This is a genomic window from Streptomyces sp. NPDC057543, from assembly GCF_042801895.1.
Lineage (GTDB): Bacteria > Actinomycetota > Actinomycetes > Streptomycetales > Streptomycetaceae > Streptomyces.
The window spans coordinates 1-22,119 of sequence record NZ_JBHVFF010000131.1; the positions used below are offsets into that span (position 1 = coordinate 1).

The following is a 22,119-nucleotide window of genomic DNA, read 5'->3' on the forward strand; positions in this document are numbered from 1 at the left end:
CCGCCTTTGTTACTCGGTGTAACGGTGGAACCCTGCACGCCAGGGCGGGTGCCGGGACAAAGTAGTCTTGAGCCCATGCCCGAACGCCGTACCGTCGCCCTTGTCACTCTTGGCTGCGCCCGTAACGAGGTGGACTCGGAGGAGCTCGCAGGCCGCTTGGCAGCGGACGGCTGGGAGCTCGTCGAGGACGCCTCCGACGCGGATGTCGCCGTCGTCAACACCTGTGGATTCGTCGAGGCCGCCAAGAAGGACTCCGTCGACGCCCTGCTCGAAGCCAATGATCTGAAGGACCACGGCAGAACACAGGCCGTGGTCGCCGTCGGCTGCATGGCCGAGCGCTACGGCAAGGACCTCGCCGAGGCCCTGCCCGAGGCGGACGGCGTCCTCGGATTCGACGACTACGCCGACATCTCCGACCGCCTCCAGACCATCCTCAACGGCGGCATCCACGCCTCGCACACCCCGCGCGACCGCCGAAAGCTGCTGCCGATCAGCCCGGCCGAGCGGCAGGACGCCGCCGTGGCGCTGCCGGGACACGCACAGGAGGCCGCGCCCGCCGCCGCACCCGAGGACCTTCCCGAGGGAGTCGCTCCGGTCTCCGGGCCGCGGGCCCCCCTGCGACGGCGGCTGGGCACCAGTCCCGTCGCCTCGGTGAAGCTCGCCTCCGGCTGCGACCGCCGCTGCTCCTTCTGCGCCATCCCGTCCTTCCGCGGCTCCTTCATCTCGCGGCGGCCCTCGGACGTGCTGGGGGAGACCCGCTGGCTGGCCGAGCAGGGCGTGAAGGAAGTCATGCTGGTCTCCGAGAACAACACCTCGTACGGCAAGGACCTCGGCGACATCAGGCTGCTGGAGACGCTGCTGCCCGAGCTCGCCGACGTCGAGGGGATCGAGCGAATCCGAGTCAGCTATCTGCAGCCCGCGGAGATGCGGCCGGGCCTCATCGATGTACTGACCTCGACCCCGAAGGTCGCGCCGTACTTCGACCTGTCCTTCCAGCACTCGGCCCCCGGTGTGCTGCGGGCGATGCGCCGCTTCGGGGACACCGACCGCTTCCTGGAGCTGCTGGACACCATCCGGGGCAAGGCGCCGCAGGCCGGAGCCCGCTCCAACTTCATCGTGGGCTTCCCCGGCGAGACCGAGGCCGACCTGGCGGAGCTGGAACGCTTCCTCACCGGTGCCCGGCTCGACGCGATCGGCGTCTTCGGCTACTCCGACGAGGAGGGCACCGAGGCGGTCGGCTACGAGAACAAGCTGGACGCCGACGTCATCGCGGAACGGCTGGCGCACATCTCCCAGCTGGCCGAGGAGCTGACCTCGCAGCGTGCGGAGGAGCGCCTCGGGGAGACCCTTCAGGTGCTGGTCGAGTCCGTCGACTCCACCGACGACGAGCCGCGGGCGGTGGGGCGCGCGGCGCACCAGGCCCCCGAAACGGACGGCCAGGTGCTGTTCACCGCACGCGAGGGCCTCGTGCCCGGCCGTATGGTCGAGGCAAAGGTGGTGGGCACCGAAGGGGTGGACCTGGTGGCCGAGTGTTCCGAACTCGTGGAGGCGGCCAGATGACGGGAGTCCCGGCATCCGCGGCAGGTGGCTCCGGCGCGAAGCCGGTCCGCGGCGGCAAGCTGGGCACTGCGGCCGTCAACCAGGCCAGTCTGTGGAACATCGCCAATCTGCTCACCATGCTGCGACTGGTGCTGGTGCCCGGCTTCGTGCTGTTGCTGCTGCACAACGGCGGCTACGACCCGGCCTGGCGGTCATTCGCCTGGGCGGCGTTCGCCATTGCCATGATCACCGACCTGTTCGACGGTCATCTCGCACGCACGTACAACCTGGTCACCGACTTCGGGAAGATCGCCGACCCCATCGCGGACAAGGCGATCATGGGTGCGGCGCTGGTCTGCCTGTCGTATCTCGGTGATCTTCCCTGGTGGGTCACGGGCGTGATCCTCTTCCGCGAGATCGGCATCACGCTGATGCGGTTCTGGGTGATACGGCATGCGGTGATTCCGGCCAGTCGCGGCGGGAAGATGAAGACTCTGGCGCAGGGAACGGCCGTCGGGATGTACGTCCTGGCGCTGACCGGTCCACTCGCCACCCTGCGCTTCTGGGTGATGGCGGTGGCTGTCGTGCTGACGGTCGTCACCGGGCTCGACTATGTGCGCCAGGCAGTCGTACTGCGGCGCAGGGGGCTCGCGGCCGAGAGGGCCGCTGCTGCGGAGGTCGAGCGGTGACCGCCGCGGCCCGGGTGCTGGAGCTGCTCGTGGAGCGCGGTGAGACTCTTGCCGTTGCCGAGTCGCTGACCGGCGGTCTGGTCGCGGCGGAGCTGACGTCCGTACCAGGCGCTTCGCACTCCTTCCGCGGGTCCGTGACGGCGTACGCAACGTCCTTGAAGCGCGAATTGCTGGGTGTGGACGGCGCCCTGCTGGCGGCGCGCGGTGCGGTCGATCCGGACGTGGCGCGACAGATGGCGACAGGTGTGCGCCGCGTTCTCGGGGCAGACTGGGGAATGGCGACCACAGGGGTCGCCGGCCCCGAGCCGCAGGACGGCAAGCCCGTGGGCACGGTCTATGTTGCGGTGGCCGGGCCGGACGGTGCGGAGAATGTGACCGCGTTGCGGTTGAACGGCGGGCGCGCGGACATCCGTAGTGAGAGTGTACGGAGCGTACTCGCACTGCTCTCTGTCGAACTCGGCAAGAATGCAAGGGCACAGGATACGGAACAGAACGGGGGGAATTGATGTTTGCAGCCCTGAGAGAACACGACATCGCTCCCCGCACGGCCGCGGCGCAAGGCGGTACGGTGGGGCGTGAAGGATGCGGCTACGCGGTCCGAGGAGGGAGCCACCGATGATTCTGCTCCGTCGCCTGCTTGGTGACGTGCTGCGTCGGCAGCGCCAGCGCCAAGGCCGTACTCTGCGCGAAGTCTCCTCGTCCGCCCGAGTCTCGCTCGGCTATCTCTCCGAGGTGGAGCGGGGGCAGAAGGAGGCATCCTCCGAACTGCTCTCCGCTATTTGCGACGCGCTTGACGTACGGATGTCCGAGCTCATGCGTGAAGTGAGCGATGAGCTGTCGCTGGCCGAACTGGCCGAGTCGGCAGCAGCCAGCGATCCGGTTCCAGTGCCGGTACGCCCCATGCTCAACTCCGTCTCCGTGACGTCGGTGGCAGGTGTGCCGACGGGACGGGTGACCATCAAGGCGCCCGCGGAAGCGGTGGATGTGGTCGCCGCCTGACCCTTGTGGTCCGGTGTGAAGCGGAAGCCCCGGTCAGCCCCTCAGCGGGTGGCCGGGGTTTTTGCGTGCCCCGGGGCACGCTCGGGAGGGGGCGCTGCCTGTTCTGGATGCGGCCCGGGAGTGTCTGGGCGAGACTGCGAACAAGAGGCCTGGATCAGGAGGTCAGGAGAACCACGGGTGGACCGACACCGTTCCGGGCGGTCCCGGTACGAGGCGGCCTCGCACGGTCCCAGATGGCCTCGCACTCCCAGTGGCCTCGTACGGTCCGAGGTGGTCCGACAACAGTCTGTCGTGACTCACCTGAAGTCTCTCGAACGGCCTGATGCGGGCCGCACTGGCCTGTACCGGGGCGCCTGAGCGCCCCCGGCGCAGGTGGAGCCGTGATCCGGAGCAAGCCCGGATCTGCCGGGTGGAGAGCGCACAACGGTCTGCGGCTGCGCATTGCGCGCCGGTGGTGCACCGGTGCGCCCTCCCGCCAGGCGAGCACGCCGGACTAGGTTCGGCCGGAGGAGGCAGCCATGGTACGGCGATGGGTGCCGGCGCTTGTTCTCGGCGGGGTGTGGTGGTGGGCCGTGCTGCGGCTCGTGCTGGAACCGGACCATGCGGGGCTTGTCGAGGGTGCGGTGGCGGCGGGTGGATGGGGGCTGAGTCTCCTGCCCGTGCATGTTGCCGCGGCTGCTGGGCAGACGGGGGCGAGCGGGGCGGGTCGGGATGCGGGTACGGGACGGTGGTCGACTCTGGCGCTGCGGTGTGCGGGACGGTGGTCCGCTCCGGGATCGCGGTGTGCGGGTTGGTGGTCCGGTGTCGGGATACCGTGGCTGGGGCGGCGGTTCGCACTCGGGATGCTGTGCGCGAGCCGGTGGTCAGCCGTCCTGGTGCCGTATGTGGGCCGGGTCCGGCGTACTACCAGGGCATGGATACGCCGCCGTTCGGGCGGAGGATCTGGCCGGTCATGAAGGCCGAGGCGTCGGAAGCGAGATGGAGCACGGTGTGGGCGACGTCCTCGGACTCGCCGACCCGGCCGAGCGGGGACATCCGCGCCATCGTGGCCTCTGCCCGGTGTTGCCGGTCCGCGTCGTGGCGGGCGGTCATGGGCGTACGGATCCAGCCCGGGGCGATGGCGTTGACGCGGATGGAACGAGGTCCCAACTCAGCCGCGAGGGTCTTCGTCAGCTGGACGACCGCTGCTTTGGCCGTGCTGTAGCAGAGCAGCCCTGGGCTCGCGGCGTCGACCGCTCCCGAGGCCATGGTGATCAGCGAGCCGGGCGCGCCGCGCACGATCATGGTGCGGGCCACTTCCTGGCAGGCGTACAAGACGCCCTTGAAATTGACGGAGAGCACGCGATCGAGATCGTCGTCCGTGGTCTCCAGGACGCTGCTCGTATGCATGATTCCGGCGATGGCGGCCAGGATGTCGAGGTCGCCCGCGGCGGCCACCGCGGCCCTGACCTGACCGCGGTCGGTGACATCGAGGGTGTGGACGTGGGATGTGCCACCCGCGTCGGCTATCAGGTCCCGGGTCTCCAACAGACCCTTCTCGTCGCGGTCCGCGCAGTGAACGGTCGCACCCGCCGCCGCGAGCAGGACGGCGCTCGCGCGGCCGATGCCGCCCGCGGTGCCGGTGATGAACGCGGAGCGGCCCGTGAGGTCGTACGCGGTGAGGGACATGACCGGACGGTACGATCGGATCTGACGATCCGTCAACTAGCTTGTGGGGCCCGATTGGCAGCGCGGACACCAGTAGGCCGGGCGGGCGCCCTGGTCCGCTGTGCGGATGGGCGTACCGCAGCGCAGGCAGGGGCGGTTGGTCCGGCCGTAGACCCAGAGCCGTTCGCTCGGGCCGTATCTGCGGGGCGCGGCGCCGGTGGTCGTGCGCATCGGGCGGTCGCGGTTGGCTTCGAGGAGCAGCTTGGCCGTGGTGACGAGGCGCGCGGCGGTGGGGGAGGCCAGGTCGCCGACGGGGAGCCAGGGGGTGGCACGGGCGAGGAAGCAGAGCTCGGCCTTGTAGACGTTGCCGATTCCGGCCAGATTGCGCTGGTCCAGGAGGGCTTCGCCGAGAGGGCGGGCGGGGTCGCTGAGCAGATTGTGCAGAGCGGTGTCGGCGTTCCAGTCGGGGCCCAGCAGGTCGGGGCCGAGATGGCCGACCGCCTGCTCCTCGTCCCGGGTGCGGAGGAGTTCGAGGACGGGGAGCCGATAGCCGACGGCCGTGTGCTCCGCGTTGGCGAGGACGGCGCGGATCTGGTGTGCGGGGCCGCCGCGCCAGCGCTCCCCCGGGGCGTAGACGCGCCAGGCGCCGTCCATCTGCAGGTGGCTGTGGAGGGTCAGGCCGCCCTCGATACGAGTGAGGAGGTGCTTGCCGCGCGAGATGACGTCCAGAACCGTCCGGCCGGTGAGGTCGGCGGTGGCGAACCGGGGGACGCGCAGATCGGAGCGGGTGAGGATCCGGCCCGCGAGTGCGCTGTGCAGACGATTGGCGGTCTGCAGGACGGTGTCTCCTTCGGGCATGCCTCCATGATGCGGGGTCGGGTGGGGAGTGTGGGTGTGGTGGGTGCGGCGTGGTGTGGTGGGTGTGGCGTACGGGGGCAGGGCGCGCTGGTGGTTCAGGCGCGTAGGCGGAGTCCCCTCGGGGTGGCCAGGAAGCCGGCCGCTTCCAGCGTGCGGCCGAGCGGGGAGGTCAGGGACGAGGCGCCGTTGGTGCGCTCCACCGTGACCGTACCGAGTGCTCCCGCGCGGGCGGCTGTCGCCAGGGCTCCGGCCGCCGCGAGGAGCGCCGGGTCTTCCGGATCTGTGGGCCAGGCCAGTAGCGTCTTGCCGCCGCGCTCCATGTACATCGCCAGCTCGCCGTCGACCAGCACCACCAGGGCGCCCGCCTTGCGGCCGGGCTTGTGCCCGGCGCCGTCCGGCGGTTCGGGCCAGGGGAGCGCCGCGCCATAGGCGTTGGCCGGGTCCGCAGCCGCGAGGACCAGAGCATGGGGTGCGGCGCCCGGTTCCGTACGGTCGCGGGCGGTGGACGTGGCACGCAGCCGGTCGACCGCGCCGTCCATCGCGAACTGCGCCGCTCCCAGGCCCTCGACCACGTAGCCGCGCCGGGCCTGTCCGTTGTCCTCGAAGGCGGAGAGGACGCGGTAGGTGGCGGAGAAGCCGCCCTCGACGCCCTCGGCCTGAACCGCGCCGCGGGTCACCACCCCGTGGCGGTCGAGGAGCGTGCGCGCCAGGGCGTGTGCGCGGTGCGTGGGGTCGGGTTCGGTGGCGGGCAGCAGGGACCAGCGGCCCGAGACGGTCGACGGGCCGGTGCGGGACGCGGGCCGGGCGGCGGCGGTGAGCGAGCCGTAACGCCCGCGCGGAATGCTCCGCTTGGCGCGGTGGGCGGTCGACCCTGCCGTGCGCCCGGATCCGAGGAGCGAACGCAGCGGGGCGAGCGTGTCATTGGTGAGCCGGCCCGACCAGGCCAGGTCCCAGACGGCATCGGCCAGTTGCGGATCGGTGCAGTCAGGGTGTGTGGTGGCACGGACCTGGTCGGCGATCTGCCGGAAGAACAGTCCGTACCCGCCGCTCAGCGTCGTCAGGACGGATTCGTGCAACGCGCTGAGTTCGAGCGGGTGCGGGGGCGGGAGGAGCAGGGGCGCGCTGTCGGCGAGGTAGAGGGACAGCCAGCCGTCCTTGCCGGGCAGAGCACCCGCGCCGGCCCAGACGACCTCGCCGGTGGTCGTCAGCTCGTCCAGCAATGCGGGTGTGTAGCCTGTGACCCGGCCGGGCAGGATCAGTTTCTCCAGGGCCGACGCCGGGACGGGCGCACCCTGCAACTGCTCGATGGCGCGGGCCAGTCCGTCGATTCCGCGCAGGCTGTGGTTGCCCATGTGCTGCCACTGGGGAAGAAAACCGGCGAGGGCAGCGGGCGGTACCGGCTCCAGCTCATGGCGTAGCGCCGCGAGGGAACGGCGGCGCAGTCGGCGCAGCACGGTGGCGTCGCACCACTCCTGGCCGATGCCGGCGGGGTGGAACTCGCCCTGGACGAGCCGGCCGGTCGCGGCGAGCCGTTGCAGTGCCCCGTCCGTGACAGCGGTGCCTAGGCCGAAACGGCTGGCGGCCTCGGTGGAGGTGAACGGGCCGTGCGTACGGGCGTATCGCGCGAGGAGGTCGCCGAGGGGGTCCTTCACCGGTTCGGTGAACGCCTCGGGGACGCCGACCGGGAGGGCGGTGCCCAGCGCGTCGCGCAGCCGTCCCGCGTCCTCGATCGCGGCCCAGTGGTCCGCTCCGCCGATCCGGACCCGGATGGCGCGGCGGGTGGCGGACAGCTCCGGAGCCCACGGCGGCCGGGCGCCACGCGCGGCCAACTCCCGGTCGGTGAGCGGTCCGAGAACCCGGAGGAGATCCGCGACCCCTTCGACGTCCTTGATCCGGCGGTCCTCGGTCAGCCACTGGAGTTCCTGTTCCAGCTCGGTCAGGACGTCGGCGTCGAGCAGCTCGCGCAGTTCTGCCTGGCCGAGGAGCTCGGCCAGCAGGTGGGAGTCGAGGGAGAGGGCGGCGGCCCGCCGCTCAGCGAGGGGCGAGTCCCCCTCGTACAGGAACTGGGCGACGTAGCCGAACAGGAGGGAGCGGGCGAAGGGCGAAGGTTCCGGCGTGGTCACCTCGACCAGCCGGACGCGGCGTGCTTCGAGGTCGCCCATGAGTTCCGTCAGCCCGGGGACGTCGAAGACATCCTGGAGGCACTCGCGGACCGCTTCCAGGACGATCGGGAACGAGCCGAACTCGGAGGCTAACTGGAGCAGTTGAGCGGCGCGCTGACGCTGCTGCCAGAGCGGGGTGCGTTTTCCGGGACTGCGCCGGGGCAGCAGCAGGGCGCGGGCCGCGCACTCGCGGAACCGGGAGGCGAACAGGGCCGAACCGCCCACCTGGTCGGTGACGATCTGACTGATCTCGCCCTGGTCGAACGTCACGTCCGCGGCGCCGACGGGTGGTTGTTCGCTGTCGTACGAGGGGCCCGGCAGCGGTGTCGGATCCTGGGCGGGGTCCTGCACCGGATCGAAGTCCAGGAGGTCCAGGCCCATCAGATCGGCATCGGGCAGCCGCAGCACTATGCCGTCGTCGGCATGCATCACCTGGGCGTCCATGCCGTACCGCTCGGCGAGGCGGGCGTTCAGTGCCAGCGCCCACGGGGCGTGCACCTGCGCGCCGAACGGGGAGTGGACGACGACGCGCCAGTCACCCAGTTCGTCACGGAAACGCTCGACGAGGATGGTCCGGTCGTCCGGCACGTGACCGCAGGCGCGGCGCTGTTCGTCGATGTACGACAGTGTGTTGTCGGCGGCCCAGGTGTCGAGCCCCGCGGCGAGGAGACGCTGTCGGGCGTCCTCCGGTGACAGCCCGCCGATCTCACGGAGAAACGCACCCAGCGCACGCCCCAGCTCCAGTGGACGGCCGAGTTGGTCGCCCTTCCAGAACGGCAGCCGGCCGGGAACCCCGGGCGCGGGCGACACCAGGACACGGTCGCGGGTGATGTCCTCGATCCGCCAGGAAGTGGTGCCCAGCGTGAAGACGTCGCCGACCCGGGACTCGTACACCATCTCCTCGTCCAGTTCGCCGACCCGACCGCCGCCCTTCTTGGGGTCGGCGCCCGCGAGGAAGACCCCGAAGAGTCCACGGTCGGGGATGGTGCCCCCGGAGGTGACGGCGAGCCGCTGGGCGCCGGGGCGGCCCGTGACCGTACCGGCCACGCGGTCCCAGACCACACGCGGGCGCAGCTCGGCGAAGGCGTCGGAGGGATAGCGGCCGGCGAGCATGTCGAGCACGGCGGTGAACGCCGATTCGGGCAGGGAGGCGAAGGGGGCGGCGCGGCGGGTCACGGCCAGCAGATCGTCCACCTGCCAGCTGTCCAGGGCGACCATGGCGACGAGCTGCTGGGCCAGCACATCGAGAGGGTTGGACGGGATCCGGAGCGCCTCGATGGAGCCCTCGCGCATCCGCTCGGTGACCACGGCCGCTTGGACCAGATCGCCCCGGTACTTCGGGAAGACCACTCCGGTGGAGACCGCACCCACCTGGTGCCCGGCCCGGCCGACCCGTTGCAGCCCGGAGGCTACCGACGGCGGCGACTCGACCTGGATCACCAGGTCGACCGCCCCCATGTCGATGCCCAGCTCCAGGCTGGAGGTGGCGACCACGGCGGGCAGCCGCCCCGCCTTGAGATCCTCCTCGACCTGGGCGCGCTGCTCCTTGGAGACCGAACCGTGGTGGGCGCGGGCGAGCAGCGCGGGGGCGCCCTTCGCCGCGCCCGACTGGGCCATGATCTCGGCCGGCGAGTGTGCCTCCGGCAGCGACGGGTCGGAGGTGTGCTCGTCGAGCATGGTGCCCGTGGCCCGCTCGTACGCGATCTCGTTGAGCCGGTTGCACAGCCGCTCCGCGAGGCGGCGGGAGTTCGCGAAGACGATGGTGGAGCGGTGCTCCTGGATGAGATCGACGATGCGTTCCTCGACATGGGGCCAGATCGACGGCTTGTCCGCCTGGCCTGCCTGGTCGGGGTCGGTGGCGGGGGAGCCGCCGAGCTCGCCCAGATCCTCGACCGGCACGACCACCGACAGGTCGAACTGCTTGGTGGACGGCGGCTGGACGATCTCCACCTTCCGCTGTGGCGAGAGGAAGCGCGCCACCTCGTCGACCGGCCGGACCGTCGCCGACAGGCCGATCCGTCGTGCGGGCCGGGGCAGCAGTTCGTCGAGACGCTCCAGCGATACGGCGAGGTGGGCGCCGCGCTTCGTACCCGCCACGGCATGCACTTCGTCGAGAATCACCGTCTCGATGCCGGACAGTGCCTCCCTCGCCGATGAGGTCAGCATCAGGAACAGCGATTCGGGCGTGGTGATCAGGATGTCCGGCGGCCGGGTCGCCATCGAGCGGCGCTCGGCGGGCGGGGTGTCGCCGGAGCGGATTCCCACGCGGACCTCGGGCTCGCGCAGTCCCAGACGCACCGACTCCTGGCGGATGCCGGTCAGTGGTGAGCGGAGGTTGCGCTCGACGTCGACCGCGAGGGCCTTGAGGGGCGAGACGTAGAGCACGCGGCAGCGCTTCTTCGCCTCGGCGGGCGGCGGGACGGACGCCAGCCCGTCCAGCGCGGCGAGGAACGCGGCCAGGGTCTTGCCGGAGCCGGTCGGCGCGACGACCAGCACATCCGAACCCTCGCCGATGGCGCGCCAGGCGCCTTCCTGCGCGGCCGTGGGCGCGCTGAAGGCACCCGCGAACCAGCTGCGGGTCGCAGGGGAGAACGAGTCGAGCGCAGAGCCGGCCATGTCCCCCATCGTGCACCCCGCCACTGACAACGGCCGTGACGACCGGTGGCGGCCCGCGAAGACCGGCGCCGGCCACGTTTCGGAGCTGCGAGAATTCGGCCATGGTGGCCATACCGGAGTCGGGATCGGGGGAGTGGGCGAGGCACTGGCAGTACGCGGAGCTGCCCGACCTCGATCTGCTGCGTGCCCGGTACGTGCGCCACACCTTTCCGCGCCACAGCCACGAGGGTTATGTCTTCGGCACCATCACCCGCGGGGTGGAGGACGTCGGGCTGCCGGGAGGCACCGTGCATGCGGGCCCCGGCGACGTCGTCATGATCAATCCGGAGGTGCCGCACACCGCCCGCGCGGGGGTTCCCGAGGGCTGGGTGTACGCCACGCTGTACCCGTCCGCTCGGGTGATCAACGACATCGCGGCGGATACGACGAGTTTGCGTGGCACGGTCGGCTTCACCGAGATCAGCGTCGTGGACCCGTACGCGGCCCGGCTGATCGGCGAGGTCCACCGGGCCGCCGAGGAGGGCAACGCACTTGCCGCCGACACCGTCCTGCGGGTCATGGTCGTGCGGCTGCTCAGCAGGCACGGCAGTGTGCTGACCCTCCGCGAGCCCCGCTCGGCGGGTGCACGGGATGCGGCGCGGGCCCGCGCGGTACTGGAGGGCCGCCTGGCGCGGCCGCCCACGCTGGAGGCCTTGGCCGCGGAGCTCGGCACCAGCCCGTTCGCGCTGCTGAGGGCCTTCAAGAAGCAGTACGGGATGCCGCCGCACGCTTGGCTCACCGATGCCCGGGTGCGGGCCGCGCGTCGGATGCTCGACGCGGGAACGGCGCCCGCGGAGGCGGCCGCCGAGGTCGGCTTCACCGATCAGCCGCATCTCAATCGCCACTTCACCCGGATCGTGGGGGTGCCGCCGGGCGCGTACCAGCGCGAACGTGCAAGAACGTACAAGACCGGTCGGGATCTGCCCACGTAGCGTTCCGGTCGTGGCAGAACAGACAACATTCCCAGAGGGCGTCGGCGCAGCGGCCGGCGCACCCGACGGCAGTGCGACCGTCCGCGCGGTGGGGCAGGAAGCGGCAGAAGCAATGTCGGAGGCTACCGGGGCGACGTCGGACGAGGCCGCGGCGAAGCCGGGGGCCGCCACGGTGAAGTCGGACGCGGCCGTCGTGCGCGACGCGCTCGGTGTCGGTATAGCCGTCGGGCTTTCCGGCTTCGCTTTCGGCGTGACCTCGGCCGGCTCCGGACTGAGCCTGTTGCAGACTTGCGTGCTCAGCCTCGCCGTCTTCACCGGCGCCTCGCAGTTCGCCCTCGTGGGCGCTCTCGCGGCGGGCGGCAATCCGTACACAGCGGCTGCCGGGGCCTTCTTCCTCGGCGTACGCAACTCGTTCTACGGCCTGCGGCTCTCGCAGCTCCTCGCGCTTCCGCGCGCACTCCGTCCCTTCGCCGCCCAGTGGGTCATCGACGAGACCACCGCCGTGACGCTGCCGCAGCCCACCCGGCGGGCCGCGCGAATCGGTTTCGCCGTCACCGGGCTCACCCTCTACGTGCTGTGGAACCTGACCACGCTGCTGGGGGCCCTCGGTGCCAAGGCGCTCGGCGACACCGACGCCTGGGGGCTGGACGCGGCGTCGCCCGCGGTCTTCCTCGCCCTGCTCGCGCCGATGCTGAAGAGCACCACGGAGCGCATCACCGCTGGAATCGCGGTCCTGCTCGCGCTCGGCCTGCTGCCCGTACTGCCCGCAGGCGTCCCCGTCCTGCTGTCCGCCCTCGCCGCACCCGCTGTTCTGTTTCTGAGCGGACGCCAGAAGGGAACGCACCGGGACGCGGAAACGAGTCGGGACGCGGCCGCGACGGAGGAGAACCGATGAACATCTGGATCGCGATCGGGCTGACCGCCATCGGGTGCTACCTCGCCAAACTGCTCGGCCTGCTGGTGCCGACCGGTGTGCTGGAACGCCCGCTCGCGCAGCGTCTCGCCGCACTCCTGCCCGTGGCGCTCCTGGCCGCTCTCACCGCCCAGCAGACGTTCGGTGACGGGCAGCACCTGGCGCTGGACGCCAGGGGCGCGGGGCTGGCAGCGGCGGCGCTCGCACTTGTTCTGCGCGCGCCCTTCCTCGTGGTCGTAGGGGCCGCCGTGGTCGTCACAGCAGGGGTACGTGCCCTCGGTTAGACACCGCTGAGGCCTGTCCGAGGCAGATCTGAGGCGCGTCTGAGGCACGTCGGTAAGGGGCACGGTCTATAGGGCCGCGCCCCTTACACATGCGCGACACCGCCTCCGGGACCGACAGCACGTCCGCAGCAGTCGGCGGACCGACACCGCGACGTCACCGACACGGGCACGGACTCCGACACGGACACGGGCACAGAAGGCACACGCTCTCAGCCCAGGCTGCGTCCATGGGCCCGCAGTGTCAGGAGCGCCTTGAGCGTCACGATGGGCCGCCCTTCCAGAGCCGTGCCTGGCGCCCACTGCCGCCAGTTCACCGGCCAACCGCCGTCCGCCTGCTGCTCGGCCGCGAGATGGTCGAGCGAGCGGGCCAGCTCCTCGTCGGTGAACCAGCTGCGGGCGAGTGAATCGGGCGTGCGGGCGTAGTCGTACGGGAAGTGCTGCTCGCCCGGTGCGTATCCGGCAGCCACCGGGTACTCCGCGCGCCGCTCCGGATCCAGTACGGCGAGCCGCTGCTCCCGCACCAGCCGCCCGAGCCGGTCGGCCGCCGCCTCCGCACGGGCCCGGTCGGGGGCGCCGTCCAGGAAGGCGAGCGCCGCCTCGATCTCGTACGGATGCGACCGGTCCAGGGCGTCGACCGCCGCCCAGCAGAAGTCGGTCGCCCGGAACAGCCAGGCATGCCACACCGCGTTGCGGTGCAGGAGCCCGACGACGGGCCCGGTGGCCAACAGCTCCGCGGGCGGGTCGTCGACGATCGGGATGAACGGTGCGGCCGGATAGCCGCGCTGTGACGGGAGGAGAGCGGGCAGCGCTCCCTCCTTCGTGGACACCTCGGTCAGGAAGCGGCAGATCCGCTCCACCCGCGGCCCGTCGCAGCGGCCGATGGAGTCGAGAACATTGAGCGCGTGGGCGGTGTGCAGTGGCTGACTGACGGGGCCACGCAGATCGGGTTCTAGAGCATGCCCGTATCCGCCGTCCTCGTTCAGATAGGCGGCGAGTGCGGTCTCCACGGCGTCCGCACTTCCTTTCAGGAAGTGATGCGCGAACCGCCGCTGTTCTAGGACACGGGCCGTGAGCCAGATGAACTGCTCGGCACGGTTGAGGGGACTTGCTCCGGTTCCAGCCATGGACCGACCGTAGGGCGGTAAGCGCTCTCGGCAGGACGTAGCGGCCCGGCTGCACTCTCAGGAGCGGGATACTGAGGTCATGCGGTTGACGATTTTCTGGGAACGGATGGCGGACCACTTCGGCGCGGGGTACGCGGATTCCTTTGCGCGCGATCACGTGATGGCCGAGCTCGGCGGGCAGACGGTGCACCAGGCGCTGGCCACCGGCTGGGATGCCAAGGACGTCTGGCGAGCAGTCTGCACGGCAGTCGACATCCCCGCCGACAAGCGTTGACCCCCGGCTCGTCAGCGGCCGGACCTGTGCTGTTGTCCGGGGCGGGCGGCTGCTTGTCACAGCCGTAGGCGAGACTGGAGCGGTGCCACCGACAGACGAGACAGCTCAAACCCGGACGCCACTCACCCAGCCCACCCCGGCCGCCCCGTCGCCCGCGCAGTCCGGCACCGGGCCTGCCCGCATGCCGGCGTGGCTGCCGCGCGCGATGGTGCTCGCGCTGGCGCTCTATGCCTGTTTCAGGCTCGGCAGCTGGGCGTTCGACCAGCTCATCGGGCTGCTGATCAATGTGCTGATCGCGTTCTTCCTGGCGCTCGCCATCGAGCCCGCGGTGAGCCGGATGTCGGCGCGCGGCATGCGCCGCGGCCTCGCCACCTTCCTGGTCTTCCTCGTGGTGCTGATAGCCGCGGCCGGTTTCGTCGCGCTGCTCGGCTCGATGCTCGCGGGCCAGATCGTCGACATGGTCGACGAGTTCCCGAAGTATCTGGACTCGGTGATCAACTGGGTCAACCAGAACTTCCACACCGAGCTCTCCCGGGTCGAGGTCCAGGACAGTTTGCTGCACTCCGACTGGCTGCAGAAGTACGTGCAGAACAGTGCGACCGGAGTGCTCGCCATCTCCACCACTGTGCTCGGCGGCCTGTTCCGGCTTCTGACGATCTTCCTGTTCTCGTTCTACTTCGCCGCCGACGGCCCCCGGCTGCGGCGGGCCCTGTGCTCCGTACTGCCGCCCGCCAGGCAGGCCGAGGTGCTGCGGGCCTGGGAGATCGCGGTCGACAAGACCGGTGGCTACCTCTACTCGCGCACCCTGATGGCACTCATCTCCGGGATCGCGCACTACGTCCTGCTGGTGATCCTCGGTGTGCCGTACGCGCCCGCGCTCGCCATCTGGGTCGGCCTGGTCTCCCAGTTCATCCCCACGATCGGTACATACCTGGCGGGCGCCCTGCCGATGCTGATCGCGTTCACCGTCGACCCCTGGTACGCGCTGTGGGTGCTCGGCTTCGTCGTGGTCTACCAGCAGTTCGAGAACTATGCGCTGCAGCCCAAGCTCACCTCCAAGACCGTCGACATCCATCCGGCGGTCGCCTTCGGATCGGTCATCGCGGGTACGGCGTTCATGGGGGCCGTGGGTGCGCTGATCGCGATCCCGGCCGTCGCCACGCTCCAGGCGTTCCTCGGTGCCTACGTGAAGCGGTACGACGTGACGGACGACCCGCGGGTGCACGGCCGCCACCAGCAGCGTGGTGAGACGGCGCTCACTCGGCTGCGCCGGTCCTGGCGGACCGCCGAAAGCAGCGAGTCCCGCGGAGGACAGGGCAGGACTCCAGAGCCGGAGACTCCGGAACGTACCTGACCGCATCACCTATGGGGTCGCCTCGGCGACAGCCCGTCACGCCGGCCGACCGCCCGGGTCCCAGGTCTGCGGACGGCCCTGTTCGCCTCTCAGGTCTCCGGGGCGTACCGGTCTCCGGGGCGTGCCGGTTCGGAATCCTTCAGGGCTGACCGGCCCGGCGCGGTGTGCTTGACAGCAAAATCGAACATCCATTCTCATGGGAATCTGGCCGGGTTTTCCCGGGCCCGACCGTGGAGTTGTCCACAGGCCGGGAGGACGTCGAGGCCCATTGTCAGTGGCAGGGGTTAGCGTCTTTGACGTGAAGCGATCGACTCAAGCAAATCGGGTGGAACCCATGGCAGGAACTGACCGCGAGAAGGCGTTGGACGCCGCACTCGCACAGATTGAACGGCAATTCGGCAAGGGCGCGGTGATGCGCCTCGGTGAGCGGCCGAACGAGCCCATTGAGGTGATCCCCACCGGGTCGACTGCCCTCGACGTGGCCCTCGGTGTCGGCGGCCTGCCGCGCGGCCGTGTGGTGGAGGTCTACGGACCGGAGTCCTCCGGCAAGACGACGCTGACGCTGCACGCCGTGGCGAACGCGCAGAAGCTCGGCGGCTCGGTGGCCTTCATCGACGCGGAACACGCCCTCGATCCCGAGTACGCGAAGAAGCTCGGCGTCGACATCGACAGCCTCATCCTGTCCCAGCCGGACAATGGTGAGCAGGCCCTCGAAATCGTGGACATGCTGGTCCGCTCCGGGGCCCTTGACCTGATCGTCATCGACTCCGTCGCGGCGCTCGTGCCGCGCGCGGAGATCGAGGGCGAGATGGGTGACTCGCACGTGGGTCTGCAGGCCCGTCTGATGAGCCAGGCGCTCCGCAAGATCACCAGCGCGCTCAACCAGTCCAAGACCACGGCGATCTTCATCAACCAGCTCCGCGAGAAGATCGGTGTGATGTTCGGCTCGCCGGAGACCACGACCGGTGGCCGGGCGCTCAAGTTCTACGCCTCGGTGCGCCTCGACATCCGCCGGATCGAGACGCTGAAGGACGGTACCGACGCCGTCGGAAACCGGACCCGCGTCAAGGTCGTTAAGAACAAGGTCGCGCCGCCCTTCAAGCAGGCCGAGTTCGACATCCTCTACGGCCAGGGCATCAGCCGCGAGGGCGGCCTGATCGACATGGGCGTGGAGCACGGCTTCGTCCGCAAGGCGGGCGCCTGGTACACGTACGAGGGCGACCAGCTCGGCCAGGGCAAGGAGAACGCCCGTAACTTCCTCAAGGACAACCCCGATCTCGCCAATGAGATCGAGAAGAAGATCCTTGAGAAGCTGGGCGTCGGAGTCAGGCCGGATGCCGATGCCGCCGAGGCGGGTGCGGATGCGGCGGGCGGCGCCACGGCCCCGGCCGACAGCGCGAAGTCGGTGCCCGCTCCGGCCGGCAAGAGCAAGCCGGCCAAGACCGCGGCGGCCAAGAGCTAGACCGTGACGCGTCGTACGGAGTGGCCGGTCAGCGCTGGTGATCACGGCGCCGGTCCCGGTCCCGAATTCGCCGCCGGACACACGGCCGGGTCCGAGGGCGCGTACGAGCCGGAGGCCGGTCCCGGTCATGGCGGCTCGGGCGCCGGATTCGGTGAGGGGGCGGGTCGCCGTGCCCGCTCCAGGAACAGCGGCTCCCCCTCCTCGTCGAGGGCCGAGAAGGGGGAGCCGCGAGACCCGGTCGAGCAGGCGCGCAACATCTGTCTGCGGCTGCTCACCGGGACCCCGCGCACCCGAAAGCAGCTCGCGGATGCTCTGCGCAAGCGGGAGATCCCGGATGAGGCGGCCGAGGAGGTGCTGTCGCGCTTCGAGGACGTCGGGTTGATCGACGACGCGGCTTTCGCGGACGCCTGGGTGGAGTCCCGGCATCACGGCCGAGGGCTGGCCCGCCGCGCACTCGTCCGGGAGCTGCGCACCAAGGGGGTGGACTCCGCGGTGATCGATGAGGCCGTCGGGCAGCTCGACCCCGATCAGGAGGAGACGACCGCCCGAGAGCTTGTCGCGCGCAAGCTGCGGTCCACTCGCGGCCTGGACCGCGACAAGCGGCTGCGCCGGCTCGCCGGCATGCTGGCCCGCAAGGGGTACGGGGAGGGAATGGCCCTGCGCGTGGTGCGGCAGGCACTGGAAGAGGAGGGCGAGGACACGGAAGGCCTGGACGAGCCCTTCTGACCGGCGGTTCCGATGGACGCTCGCGCGGGGCGGCGGATACGAGGGACGACGTTCGTGCGGGGCATCGGACATAGGGGGCGGTGGGTACGCAGGGCGGCATTCGTGCGGGACGGAAGCTGTGCGGCACGGCGGACACACAGGCGGCGGGTTACGCAGGGCGGCGTTCGCGCCTGGTGCGGAGAGGCGTTTGCGCCTGGCGGCCGGTACGCGAGGCGTCGGATACGCGGGGCGGCGTTCGCGCGGCACAGCGGACACACACTGGGGACGCGGGAGCACGGATGCGGGGTGCCCGGGTGGGGGCTCGGGGCAGCGGGCTGGCGGAACGGTGGCCGAAGCCGGTGCCGTCGTCGAAGGAACGGGTGAACCGAATCCGTGCTTCCGGTGGTGCCCATGCCTTCGCGCGGTTGGGCGAACAGCGGTCGCACGAGCGCCGGTACAACCGATTTGCGGCCCCGCTGTGCCATGGCCGCCGCCGATCGGATCAGCTGCTCGGCTGAACGCCCGGACGTCCCCTGAGGTCGGCGAGGGGCGTGGAGTCCCGCTCTCCGGGGGAGCCGCCTCCGGCCCGGGCGCAAGCCAGCGGAAAGGGCGTGAACATGGCTGGTTCCTCGTCCGGGGTCAGCGCGGTGGGGCCGTACACCCAGTCGGTGAACCCGTAGTCGTAGGTGTCCCGGCCACGCGTGATCGCGTTGCGCCGCAGGGAACGGCCTTCAGTCGGACGGGGGAGAGCCTTGGGCGGTGTCTGTGGCGATGGAGGAGTGAGTCACAGCGCTCAGCGGTGCGTCGTGTCCTCCATGAAGACATGTAGATTCTGGAGGGCAGAATAGGAGTCACCTTGGACAAGCCACTCAAGACACCGCCGCCGTACGCGATCACCAGCGTCGATCACGCCCTCAGGGCGGCGGCCATGCTGCAGATGGAAGGCGGCCAGACCGTCACGCAGGTCGCCGAGCGACTGGGGGTGGCCAGGTCCACCGCGCACCGGCTGCTGGCCATGCTCGTCTACCGGGACTTCGCCGTGCAGGACGAGCACCGGGTCTACCGGGCGGGCCCGGTACTCGAACTGGCCGCGCACTCCCAGTCACAGGTATCCCTGCTGCGGGCTGCCGCACTGCCCCACCTGCACAGACTGGTCGATCTGCTGGATGAGACGGCGAACTTGACCATCCGCACGGGGGACACGGCCCGGTTCATCGCCAGCGTCGAGTGCTCGCAGGCGCTGCGCGTCGGCTCCCGGGAAGGCATGGTCTTCCCCGCCCACCGCACGACCGCCGGACTGCTGCTCCTTGCCGGGCTCTCCGAGTCCGAACTGGACGAGGTGTACGCCCCCGAGCGCTACCGCGACCGCCCCGGGGACCGCCCGGACCTCGCGGCGCTCCGCGACGAACTCGCGCGCGTGGGCCGCAGCGGGTTCGCCGTGAACCAGGAGCGCTCCGAACGCGGACTGGTCGCCGTGGGAGTCCCGGTGCGCGGCGCGGACGGCACCCCGCAGGCGGGCCTGTCGGTTTCCCTGCCCGGTGTGCGCTACGACCCGCACCGGCTCCGGTCGCTGGTCGCGGTCCTCGACGCCGCGGCGCGTGCGCTGGAGGCCGACCTGGCGGTGGGGTGACGGTCATCCGCCGCGTCGGCCCCGGCATCTACCTGCGCGGCGGCGAGATCGCCTCCCTCGGCCCGCGCATCGTGTTCCACGCCGGCCCCACGGAACTGGTCGCCTCGCACCTCCTCCTCGGCCCCGAAGGCCGCCGCCCGCCTTGAGTGGATCACCGGCGACGCCCCGGTCACCGTCATCGGCCCGCTCGCCCACGGCCATGGCGGACCGACCACGCTCGGCGCGCTGAACGTTCCGCGTGCTGGACGTTCCGCGCGACGGCCTGCGCGCCATCGCGCGAACGGGTGGCCGCCAGGCCCTGTCCGAATCCGCGCCCACCGGAGGCCCCGGCGCTCGCACGGCTCTTGACGGCGCCTGGTGAACACGCGCGTGGGCCGAGACCATGTGCGGTGGTCCCGGCCCACGCGAAGTGGCCGACCGGGCAGGGGACGGACGGTGCCCGCACGGGCCGGCACCGTCCGCCGGCGCTCAGTGCTGCGGGGCCGCCGAGGCGCGCCGGAGGCCGGCCGCCGCGATGACAGCGCCCAGCAGGCAGAGCACACCGGTGACGGTGACAGCCGTGTGCACACCGTTCATGAACGCTTGGCCGCTGCCTTCCACGACGGCCGCCCGGAGCCGGTCAGACATGTCGGGCGAGACCGGAGCGACTCCCATCGCCACCGCGTCCTTGGCCTCCGCCATCCCGGCAGCCACACGTGCCGGGACGCCCGCCGCGGTCAGTTCCCCGGTGAGCGTCGAGCCGACCCGACTGCTGATCAGCGAGACGAGTACGGACGTCCCCAGCGCACCGCCGATCTGCAGGGCGGTGGCCTGGATACCGCCTGCCACGCCGCCGTCCTCGACGGGGGCCTGGCCGACGATGGCGGCGGAGGAGGCGGACATCACCATGCCGACACCGAGGCCGAGGGCGACGAACGGTGGCCACATCGTGGCGTAGGAGGAGCCGGTGTCCCAGGTCAGCATGGTGAAGGCGGCGGCGGCTTGGAGCATCATGCCCAGCGGCATGGAGAGCCGGGGCCCGAAACGGGCGGTCAGCGCCGCCCCGAGGGGAGAGGCCACCAGGGAGGCGAGGCTGAGCGGCAGCGTGCGCACACCGGCCTCGACGGGGGTGAAGCCCCGCACGTTCTGCAGGTAGAGCATCACGAAGAAGATCAGGCCGAGCATCACGAAGAAGTTGAGCGCGGTGATGACCGTACCGGTGGTCAGCGCTCGGCTGCGGAACAGCCGCATGGGCAGCAACGGGTGCGCGACACGGGTCTCGAACCAGCCGAAGGCGACCAGGATCAGCACACCCGCCACGACGGACCCCAGGGTGCCCGCCGAGGACCAGCCCCACGTCTCGCCCTTGACGACGCCGAAGATCACGCAGAGCAGACCCAGTGCCAGCAGGACGACGCCGGCGATGTCGAAGCGGTGCCGGCCGGTCGAGTTCTTGCTCTGCGGCAGCACAGCGGCGCTGACCAGCACCGCGATCACGCCGATGGGGGCGTTGATGTAGAACACGGACTCCCAGTTGACGTGCTCGATCAGCAGGCCCCCGACGATCGGCCCGAGCGCCGTCGAGACCGCCGAGACCATGGCCCAGATGCCCACGGCCATACCGAACTTGTGCGGCGGGAACACCGCACGCAGCAGTCCCAGCGTGTTGGGCATCAGCAGACCTCCGAAGAAGCCCTGTGCCGCGCGGAAGGCGATGACACCCTCGACGGAGCCGGACAGACCGATGGCGACCGACGCCAGGGTGAACCCGACGACACCGACCACGTAGTACGTACGCCGTCCGAAGCGGTCGCCGAGCTTGCCACCCAGAATCAGCGAGGCCGCCAGGGCGAGCAGATAGGCGTTGGTCACCCACTGCAGGTCCGCGGTGGACGCCCTGAGCGCGCGGCCGATCTCCGGGTTGGCGATCGCCACGACGGACGCGTCGAGCTGGACCATGAAGAGGCCGAAGGCGACCGCGAGGAGGGTCAGCCAGGGGTTGGAGCGCCTGCCGCGGGGCTGCGACGCCTCCGATGGGGAGGCGGCGGGCAGGGGTGAGTGATCCATGGTGGTGGACGGCATGGAGGTGCCTTGTCTGTCGGGAGTGCGGTGGGAACCGGAGTTCTGCGGGAAACAGGGCAGGGCGGAACGCCCAAGGCCCGGCCCGCCGGGGCGGACGGAGCGGGTCTGTCTCCGGGCACGGGAGATCCCCACAGGCACGGAGACAGCCGTGCACGCGGTCGGTCGCATCCCCTGGCAGGGGATCGCGGGGTTACTCGGCGGCGGGCACGGGGCGCAGATGACGCGTGAGCGATGTCAGCGCGCCGAGGGCCGAACCGAGTGCGTCCATCTCACCGTCGGTGAGGGACTGGAGAGCCTGGGACATGTGGGCGCCCTCGAGGCGCCGGACCTCGGCCAGCTCCCGCCGTGCTCTTGAAGTCGGATACAGATGGGCGATCCGCTTGTCCCCGGCGTCCTGCCTGCGCTCCAGCAGTCCCTGCTCGGTGAGCTGGGAGACGAGGGCGCTGACGTTGTTCGGCCGCATCAGCAGGGCATCGGCGGCCTGGCGCACGGTGGCGCCCTCCTGCTGCGATACGAACCGCAGCAGCGCGAGTTGCCCCTCGGGCGGCTTGGGCCGCGCGAAATCCTGGGCGACCCGCCGGTCGAGAGCCCGGTTCAGCGCGGGCAGGCACGCCGTGAGCGCAGCGGCCACACGGTCGAGGTCCTGGGCGGACGCGCGGGAATCGGACATGGCCCGAATAGTAGATCTGGAAACATAGGTATGTCAAAGGATGTTTCTGCGGCAGTGCTTGTGCGGCGCCGAACGGGCTCCTGGTCCCCGGAGTTCCCGGCCGGTGTTGCGGGTGGTGCTCAGCGGCCGACGCCGCCCCGGCGGGCGTCGGCCCCGGGGCG

19 protein-coding genes and 1 pseudogene are annotated in these 22,119 nt (G+C 70.8%); 13 read left to right on the forward strand and 7 right to left on the reverse strand.

The genetic code is table 11. The features are described from left to right. Nucleotides 1–75 precede the first annotated feature (75 nt). The 4 genes from rimO (at nt 76) to ACFU8Q_RS22010 (ending at nt 3,227) form a co-directional block, all read left to right on the forward strand. Complete coding sequence (gene rimO, locus ACFU8Q_RS21995; RefSeq protein WP_384456515.1) at nt 76–1,560, forward strand: 30S ribosomal protein S12 methylthiotransferase RimO; 1,485 nt, start codon at nt 76–78, stop codon at nt 1,558–1,560. Further along, entirely contained in the window at nt 1,557–2,228 is a 672-nt protein-coding gene (pgsA, locus tag ACFU8Q_RS22000) for a CDP-diacylglycerol--glycerol-3-phosphate 3-phosphatidyltransferase (RefSeq protein ID WP_384456517.1), read from the forward strand. Before rimO ends, pgsA begins: the two co-directional genes overlap by 4 nt. Continuing rightward, nucleotides 2,225–2,734, forward strand: a complete 510-nt coding sequence (locus tag ACFU8Q_RS22005; RefSeq protein WP_384456520.1) for a CinA family protein — start codon at nt 2,225–2,227, stop codon at nt 2,732–2,734. Before pgsA ends, ACFU8Q_RS22005 begins: the two co-directional genes overlap by 4 nt. Before the next feature lie 109 nt (nt 2,735–2,843). Next, nucleotides 2,844–3,227 carry a helix-turn-helix domain-containing protein gene (locus ACFU8Q_RS22010; protein ID WP_018105285.1) on the forward strand — a complete coding sequence of 128 codons (384 nt, stop codon included), beginning with the start codon at nt 2,844–2,846 and terminating at the stop codon, nt 3,225–3,227. A 903-nt stretch (nt 3,228–4,130) separates the two neighbouring features. Here the strand turns inward: ACFU8Q_RS22010 and ACFU8Q_RS22015 are convergent. The 3 genes from ACFU8Q_RS22015 to ACFU8Q_RS22025 all read right to left on the reverse strand — a co-directional run bounded on the left by ACFU8Q_RS22015 (nt 4,131) and on the right by ACFU8Q_RS22025 (nt 10,510). Continuing rightward, the gene (locus ACFU8Q_RS22015; RefSeq protein WP_384456523.1) at nt 4,131–4,895 is read right to left on the reverse strand and encodes an SDR family NAD(P)-dependent oxidoreductase; all 765 of its coding nucleotides are present in this window, start codon (nt 4,893–4,895) and stop codon (nt 4,131–4,133) included. A gap of 36 nt (nt 4,896–4,931) precedes the next feature. Continuing rightward, entirely contained in the window at nt 4,932–5,732 is an 801-nt protein-coding gene (locus ACFU8Q_RS22020) for a DNA-formamidopyrimidine glycosylase family protein (RefSeq protein ID WP_384456526.1), read from the reverse strand. 95 nt (nt 5,733–5,827) lie between these two features. Next, entirely contained in the window at nt 5,828–10,510 is a 4,683-nt protein-coding gene (locus tag ACFU8Q_RS22025; protein ID WP_384456529.1) for a DEAD/DEAH box helicase, read from the reverse strand. A gap of 101 nt (nt 10,511–10,611) precedes the next feature. On the opposite strand from ACFU8Q_RS22025, the gene ACFU8Q_RS22030 reads away from it, so the two are divergent. From ACFU8Q_RS22030 to ACFU8Q_RS22040, 3 genes are all read left to right on the forward strand, one after another. Then, on the forward strand, nt 10,612–11,481 hold the full coding sequence (locus ACFU8Q_RS22030; RefSeq protein WP_384456532.1) for an AraC family transcriptional regulator: 870 nt from the start codon (nt 10,612–10,614) through the stop codon (nt 11,479–11,481). Between the two features lie 112 nt (nt 11,482–11,593). After that, on the forward strand, nt 11,594–12,376 hold the full coding sequence (locus ACFU8Q_RS22035; RefSeq protein WP_384456535.1) for an AzlC family ABC transporter permease: 783 nt from the start codon (nt 11,594–11,596) through the stop codon (nt 12,374–12,376). Further along, a complete protein-coding gene (locus tag ACFU8Q_RS22040; RefSeq protein WP_384456538.1) occupies nt 12,373–12,678 on the forward strand; it encodes an AzlD domain-containing protein in 306 nt (101 codons plus the stop codon). The genes ACFU8Q_RS22035 and ACFU8Q_RS22040 overlap by 4 nt, the downstream gene beginning before the upstream one ends. A gap of 209 nt (nt 12,679–12,887) precedes the next feature. On the opposite strand, the gene ACFU8Q_RS22045 is transcribed toward ACFU8Q_RS22040, so the two are convergent. Next, a complete protein-coding gene (locus ACFU8Q_RS22045; protein WP_384456541.1) occupies nt 12,888–13,802 on the reverse strand; it encodes a hypothetical protein in 915 nt (304 codons plus the stop codon). A 79-nt stretch (nt 13,803–13,881) separates the two neighbouring features. Between ACFU8Q_RS22045 and ACFU8Q_RS22050 the strand changes: the two genes are divergently transcribed. The 4 genes from ACFU8Q_RS22050 to recX all read left to right on the forward strand — a co-directional run bounded on the left by ACFU8Q_RS22050 (nt 13,882) and on the right by recX (nt 17,618). Next, the gene (locus tag ACFU8Q_RS22050) at nt 13,882–14,076 is read left to right on the forward strand and encodes a DUF3046 domain-containing protein (RefSeq protein WP_266749082.1); all 195 of its coding nucleotides are present in this window, start codon (nt 13,882–13,884) and stop codon (nt 14,074–14,076) included. 181 nt (nt 14,077–14,257) lie between these two features. After that, nucleotides 14,258–15,430, forward strand: a complete 1,173-nt coding sequence (locus ACFU8Q_RS22055; RefSeq protein ID WP_384456563.1) for an AI-2E family transporter — start codon at nt 14,258–14,260, stop codon at nt 15,428–15,430. Between the two features lie 334 nt (nt 15,431–15,764). Continuing rightward, a complete protein-coding gene (gene recA, locus ACFU8Q_RS22060) occupies nt 15,765–16,892 on the forward strand; it encodes a recombinase RecA (RefSeq protein ID WP_384456544.1) in 1,128 nt (375 codons plus the stop codon). Between the two features lie 3 nt (nt 16,893–16,895). Beyond that, nucleotides 16,896–17,618 carry a recombination regulator RecX gene (gene recX / locus ACFU8Q_RS22065; RefSeq protein WP_384456547.1) on the forward strand — a complete coding sequence of 241 codons (723 nt, stop codon included), beginning with the start codon at nt 16,896–16,898 and terminating at the stop codon, nt 17,616–17,618. A 481-nt stretch (nt 17,619–18,099) separates the two neighbouring features. Here recX and ACFU8Q_RS22070 read toward each other — a convergent pair. Beyond that, nucleotides 18,100–18,315: pseudogene (locus ACFU8Q_RS22070) on the reverse strand (hypothetical protein); the annotation flags it as partial. Between the two features lie 138 nt (nt 18,316–18,453). Between ACFU8Q_RS22070 and ACFU8Q_RS22075 the strand changes: the two are divergent. Both ACFU8Q_RS22075 and ACFU8Q_RS22080 read left to right on the forward strand, forming a co-directional pair. Next, complete coding sequence (locus ACFU8Q_RS22075) at nt 18,454–19,227, forward strand: IclR family transcriptional regulator (RefSeq protein WP_384456551.1); 774 nt, start codon at nt 18,454–18,456, stop codon at nt 19,225–19,227. Continuing rightward, entirely contained in the window at nt 19,224–19,373 is a 150-nt protein-coding gene (locus ACFU8Q_RS22080) for a hypothetical protein (RefSeq protein WP_384456554.1), read from the forward strand. Before ACFU8Q_RS22075 ends, ACFU8Q_RS22080 begins: the two co-directional genes overlap by 4 nt. 322 nt (nt 19,374–19,695) lie before the next feature. Here the strand turns inward: ACFU8Q_RS22080 and ACFU8Q_RS22085 are convergent, their stop codons facing one another. Continuing rightward, entirely contained in the window at nt 19,696–21,288 is a 1,593-nt protein-coding gene (locus ACFU8Q_RS22085; RefSeq protein ID WP_384456557.1) for an MFS transporter, read from the reverse strand. 190 nt (nt 21,289–21,478) lie between these two features. Continuing rightward, nucleotides 21,479–21,958, reverse strand: coding sequence for a MarR family winged helix-turn-helix transcriptional regulator (locus tag ACFU8Q_RS22090; protein ID WP_384456560.1), 480 nt, complete (start codon nt 21,956–21,958; stop codon nt 21,479–21,481). Between the last annotated feature and the right edge of the window lie 161 nt (nt 21,959–22,119).

Coding starts and splice junctions, on each gene's coding strand:
- ACFU8Q_RS22030 (WP_384456532.1), top strand. CDS start 10,612: ATGGTGGCCATACCGGAGTCGGGATCGGGGGAGTGGGCGAGGCACTGG.
- ACFU8Q_RS22040 (WP_384456538.1), top strand. CDS start 12,373: ATGAACATCTGGATCGCGATCGGGCTGACCGCCATCGGGTGCTACCTC.
- recA (WP_384456544.1), top strand. CDS start 15,765: ATGGCAGGAACTGACCGCGAGAAGGCGTTGGACGCCGCACTCGCACAG.
- ACFU8Q_RS22050 (WP_266749082.1), top strand. CDS start 13,882: ATGCGGTTGACGATTTTCTGGGAACGGATGGCGGACCACTTCGGCGCG.
- ACFU8Q_RS22085 (WP_384456557.1), bottom strand. CDS start 21,288: ATGCCGTCCACCACCATGGATCACTCACCCCTGCCCGCCGCCTCCCCA.
- pgsA (WP_384456517.1), top strand. CDS start 1,557: ATGACGGGAGTCCCGGCATCCGCGGCAGGTGGCTCCGGCGCGAAGCCG.
- ACFU8Q_RS22015 (WP_384456523.1), bottom strand. CDS start 4,895: ATGTCCCTCACCGCGTACGACCTCACGGGCCGCTCCGCGTTCATCACC.
- ACFU8Q_RS22055 (WP_384456563.1), top strand. CDS start 14,258: ATGCCGGCGTGGCTGCCGCGCGCGATGGTGCTCGCGCTGGCGCTCTAT.
- ACFU8Q_RS22020 (WP_384456526.1), bottom strand. CDS start 5,732: ATGCCCGAAGGAGACACCGTCCTGCAGACCGCCAATCGTCTGCACAGC.
- ACFU8Q_RS22090 (WP_384456560.1), bottom strand. CDS start 21,958: ATGTCCGATTCCCGCGCGTCCGCCCAGGACCTCGACCGTGTGGCCGCT.
- ACFU8Q_RS22010 (WP_018105285.1), top strand. CDS start 2,844: ATGATTCTGCTCCGTCGCCTGCTTGGTGACGTGCTGCGTCGGCAGCGC.
- ACFU8Q_RS22035 (WP_384456535.1), top strand. CDS start 11,594: ATGTCGGAGGCTACCGGGGCGACGTCGGACGAGGCCGCGGCGAAGCCG.
- ACFU8Q_RS22025 (WP_384456529.1), bottom strand. CDS start 10,510: ATGGCCGGCTCTGCGCTCGACTCGTTCTCCCCTGCGACCCGCAGCTGG.
- rimO (WP_384456515.1), top strand. CDS start 76: ATGCCCGAACGCCGTACCGTCGCCCTTGTCACTCTTGGCTGCGCCCGT.
- ACFU8Q_RS22045 (WP_384456541.1), bottom strand. CDS start 13,802: ATGGCTGGAACCGGAGCAAGTCCCCTCAACCGTGCCGAGCAGTTCATC.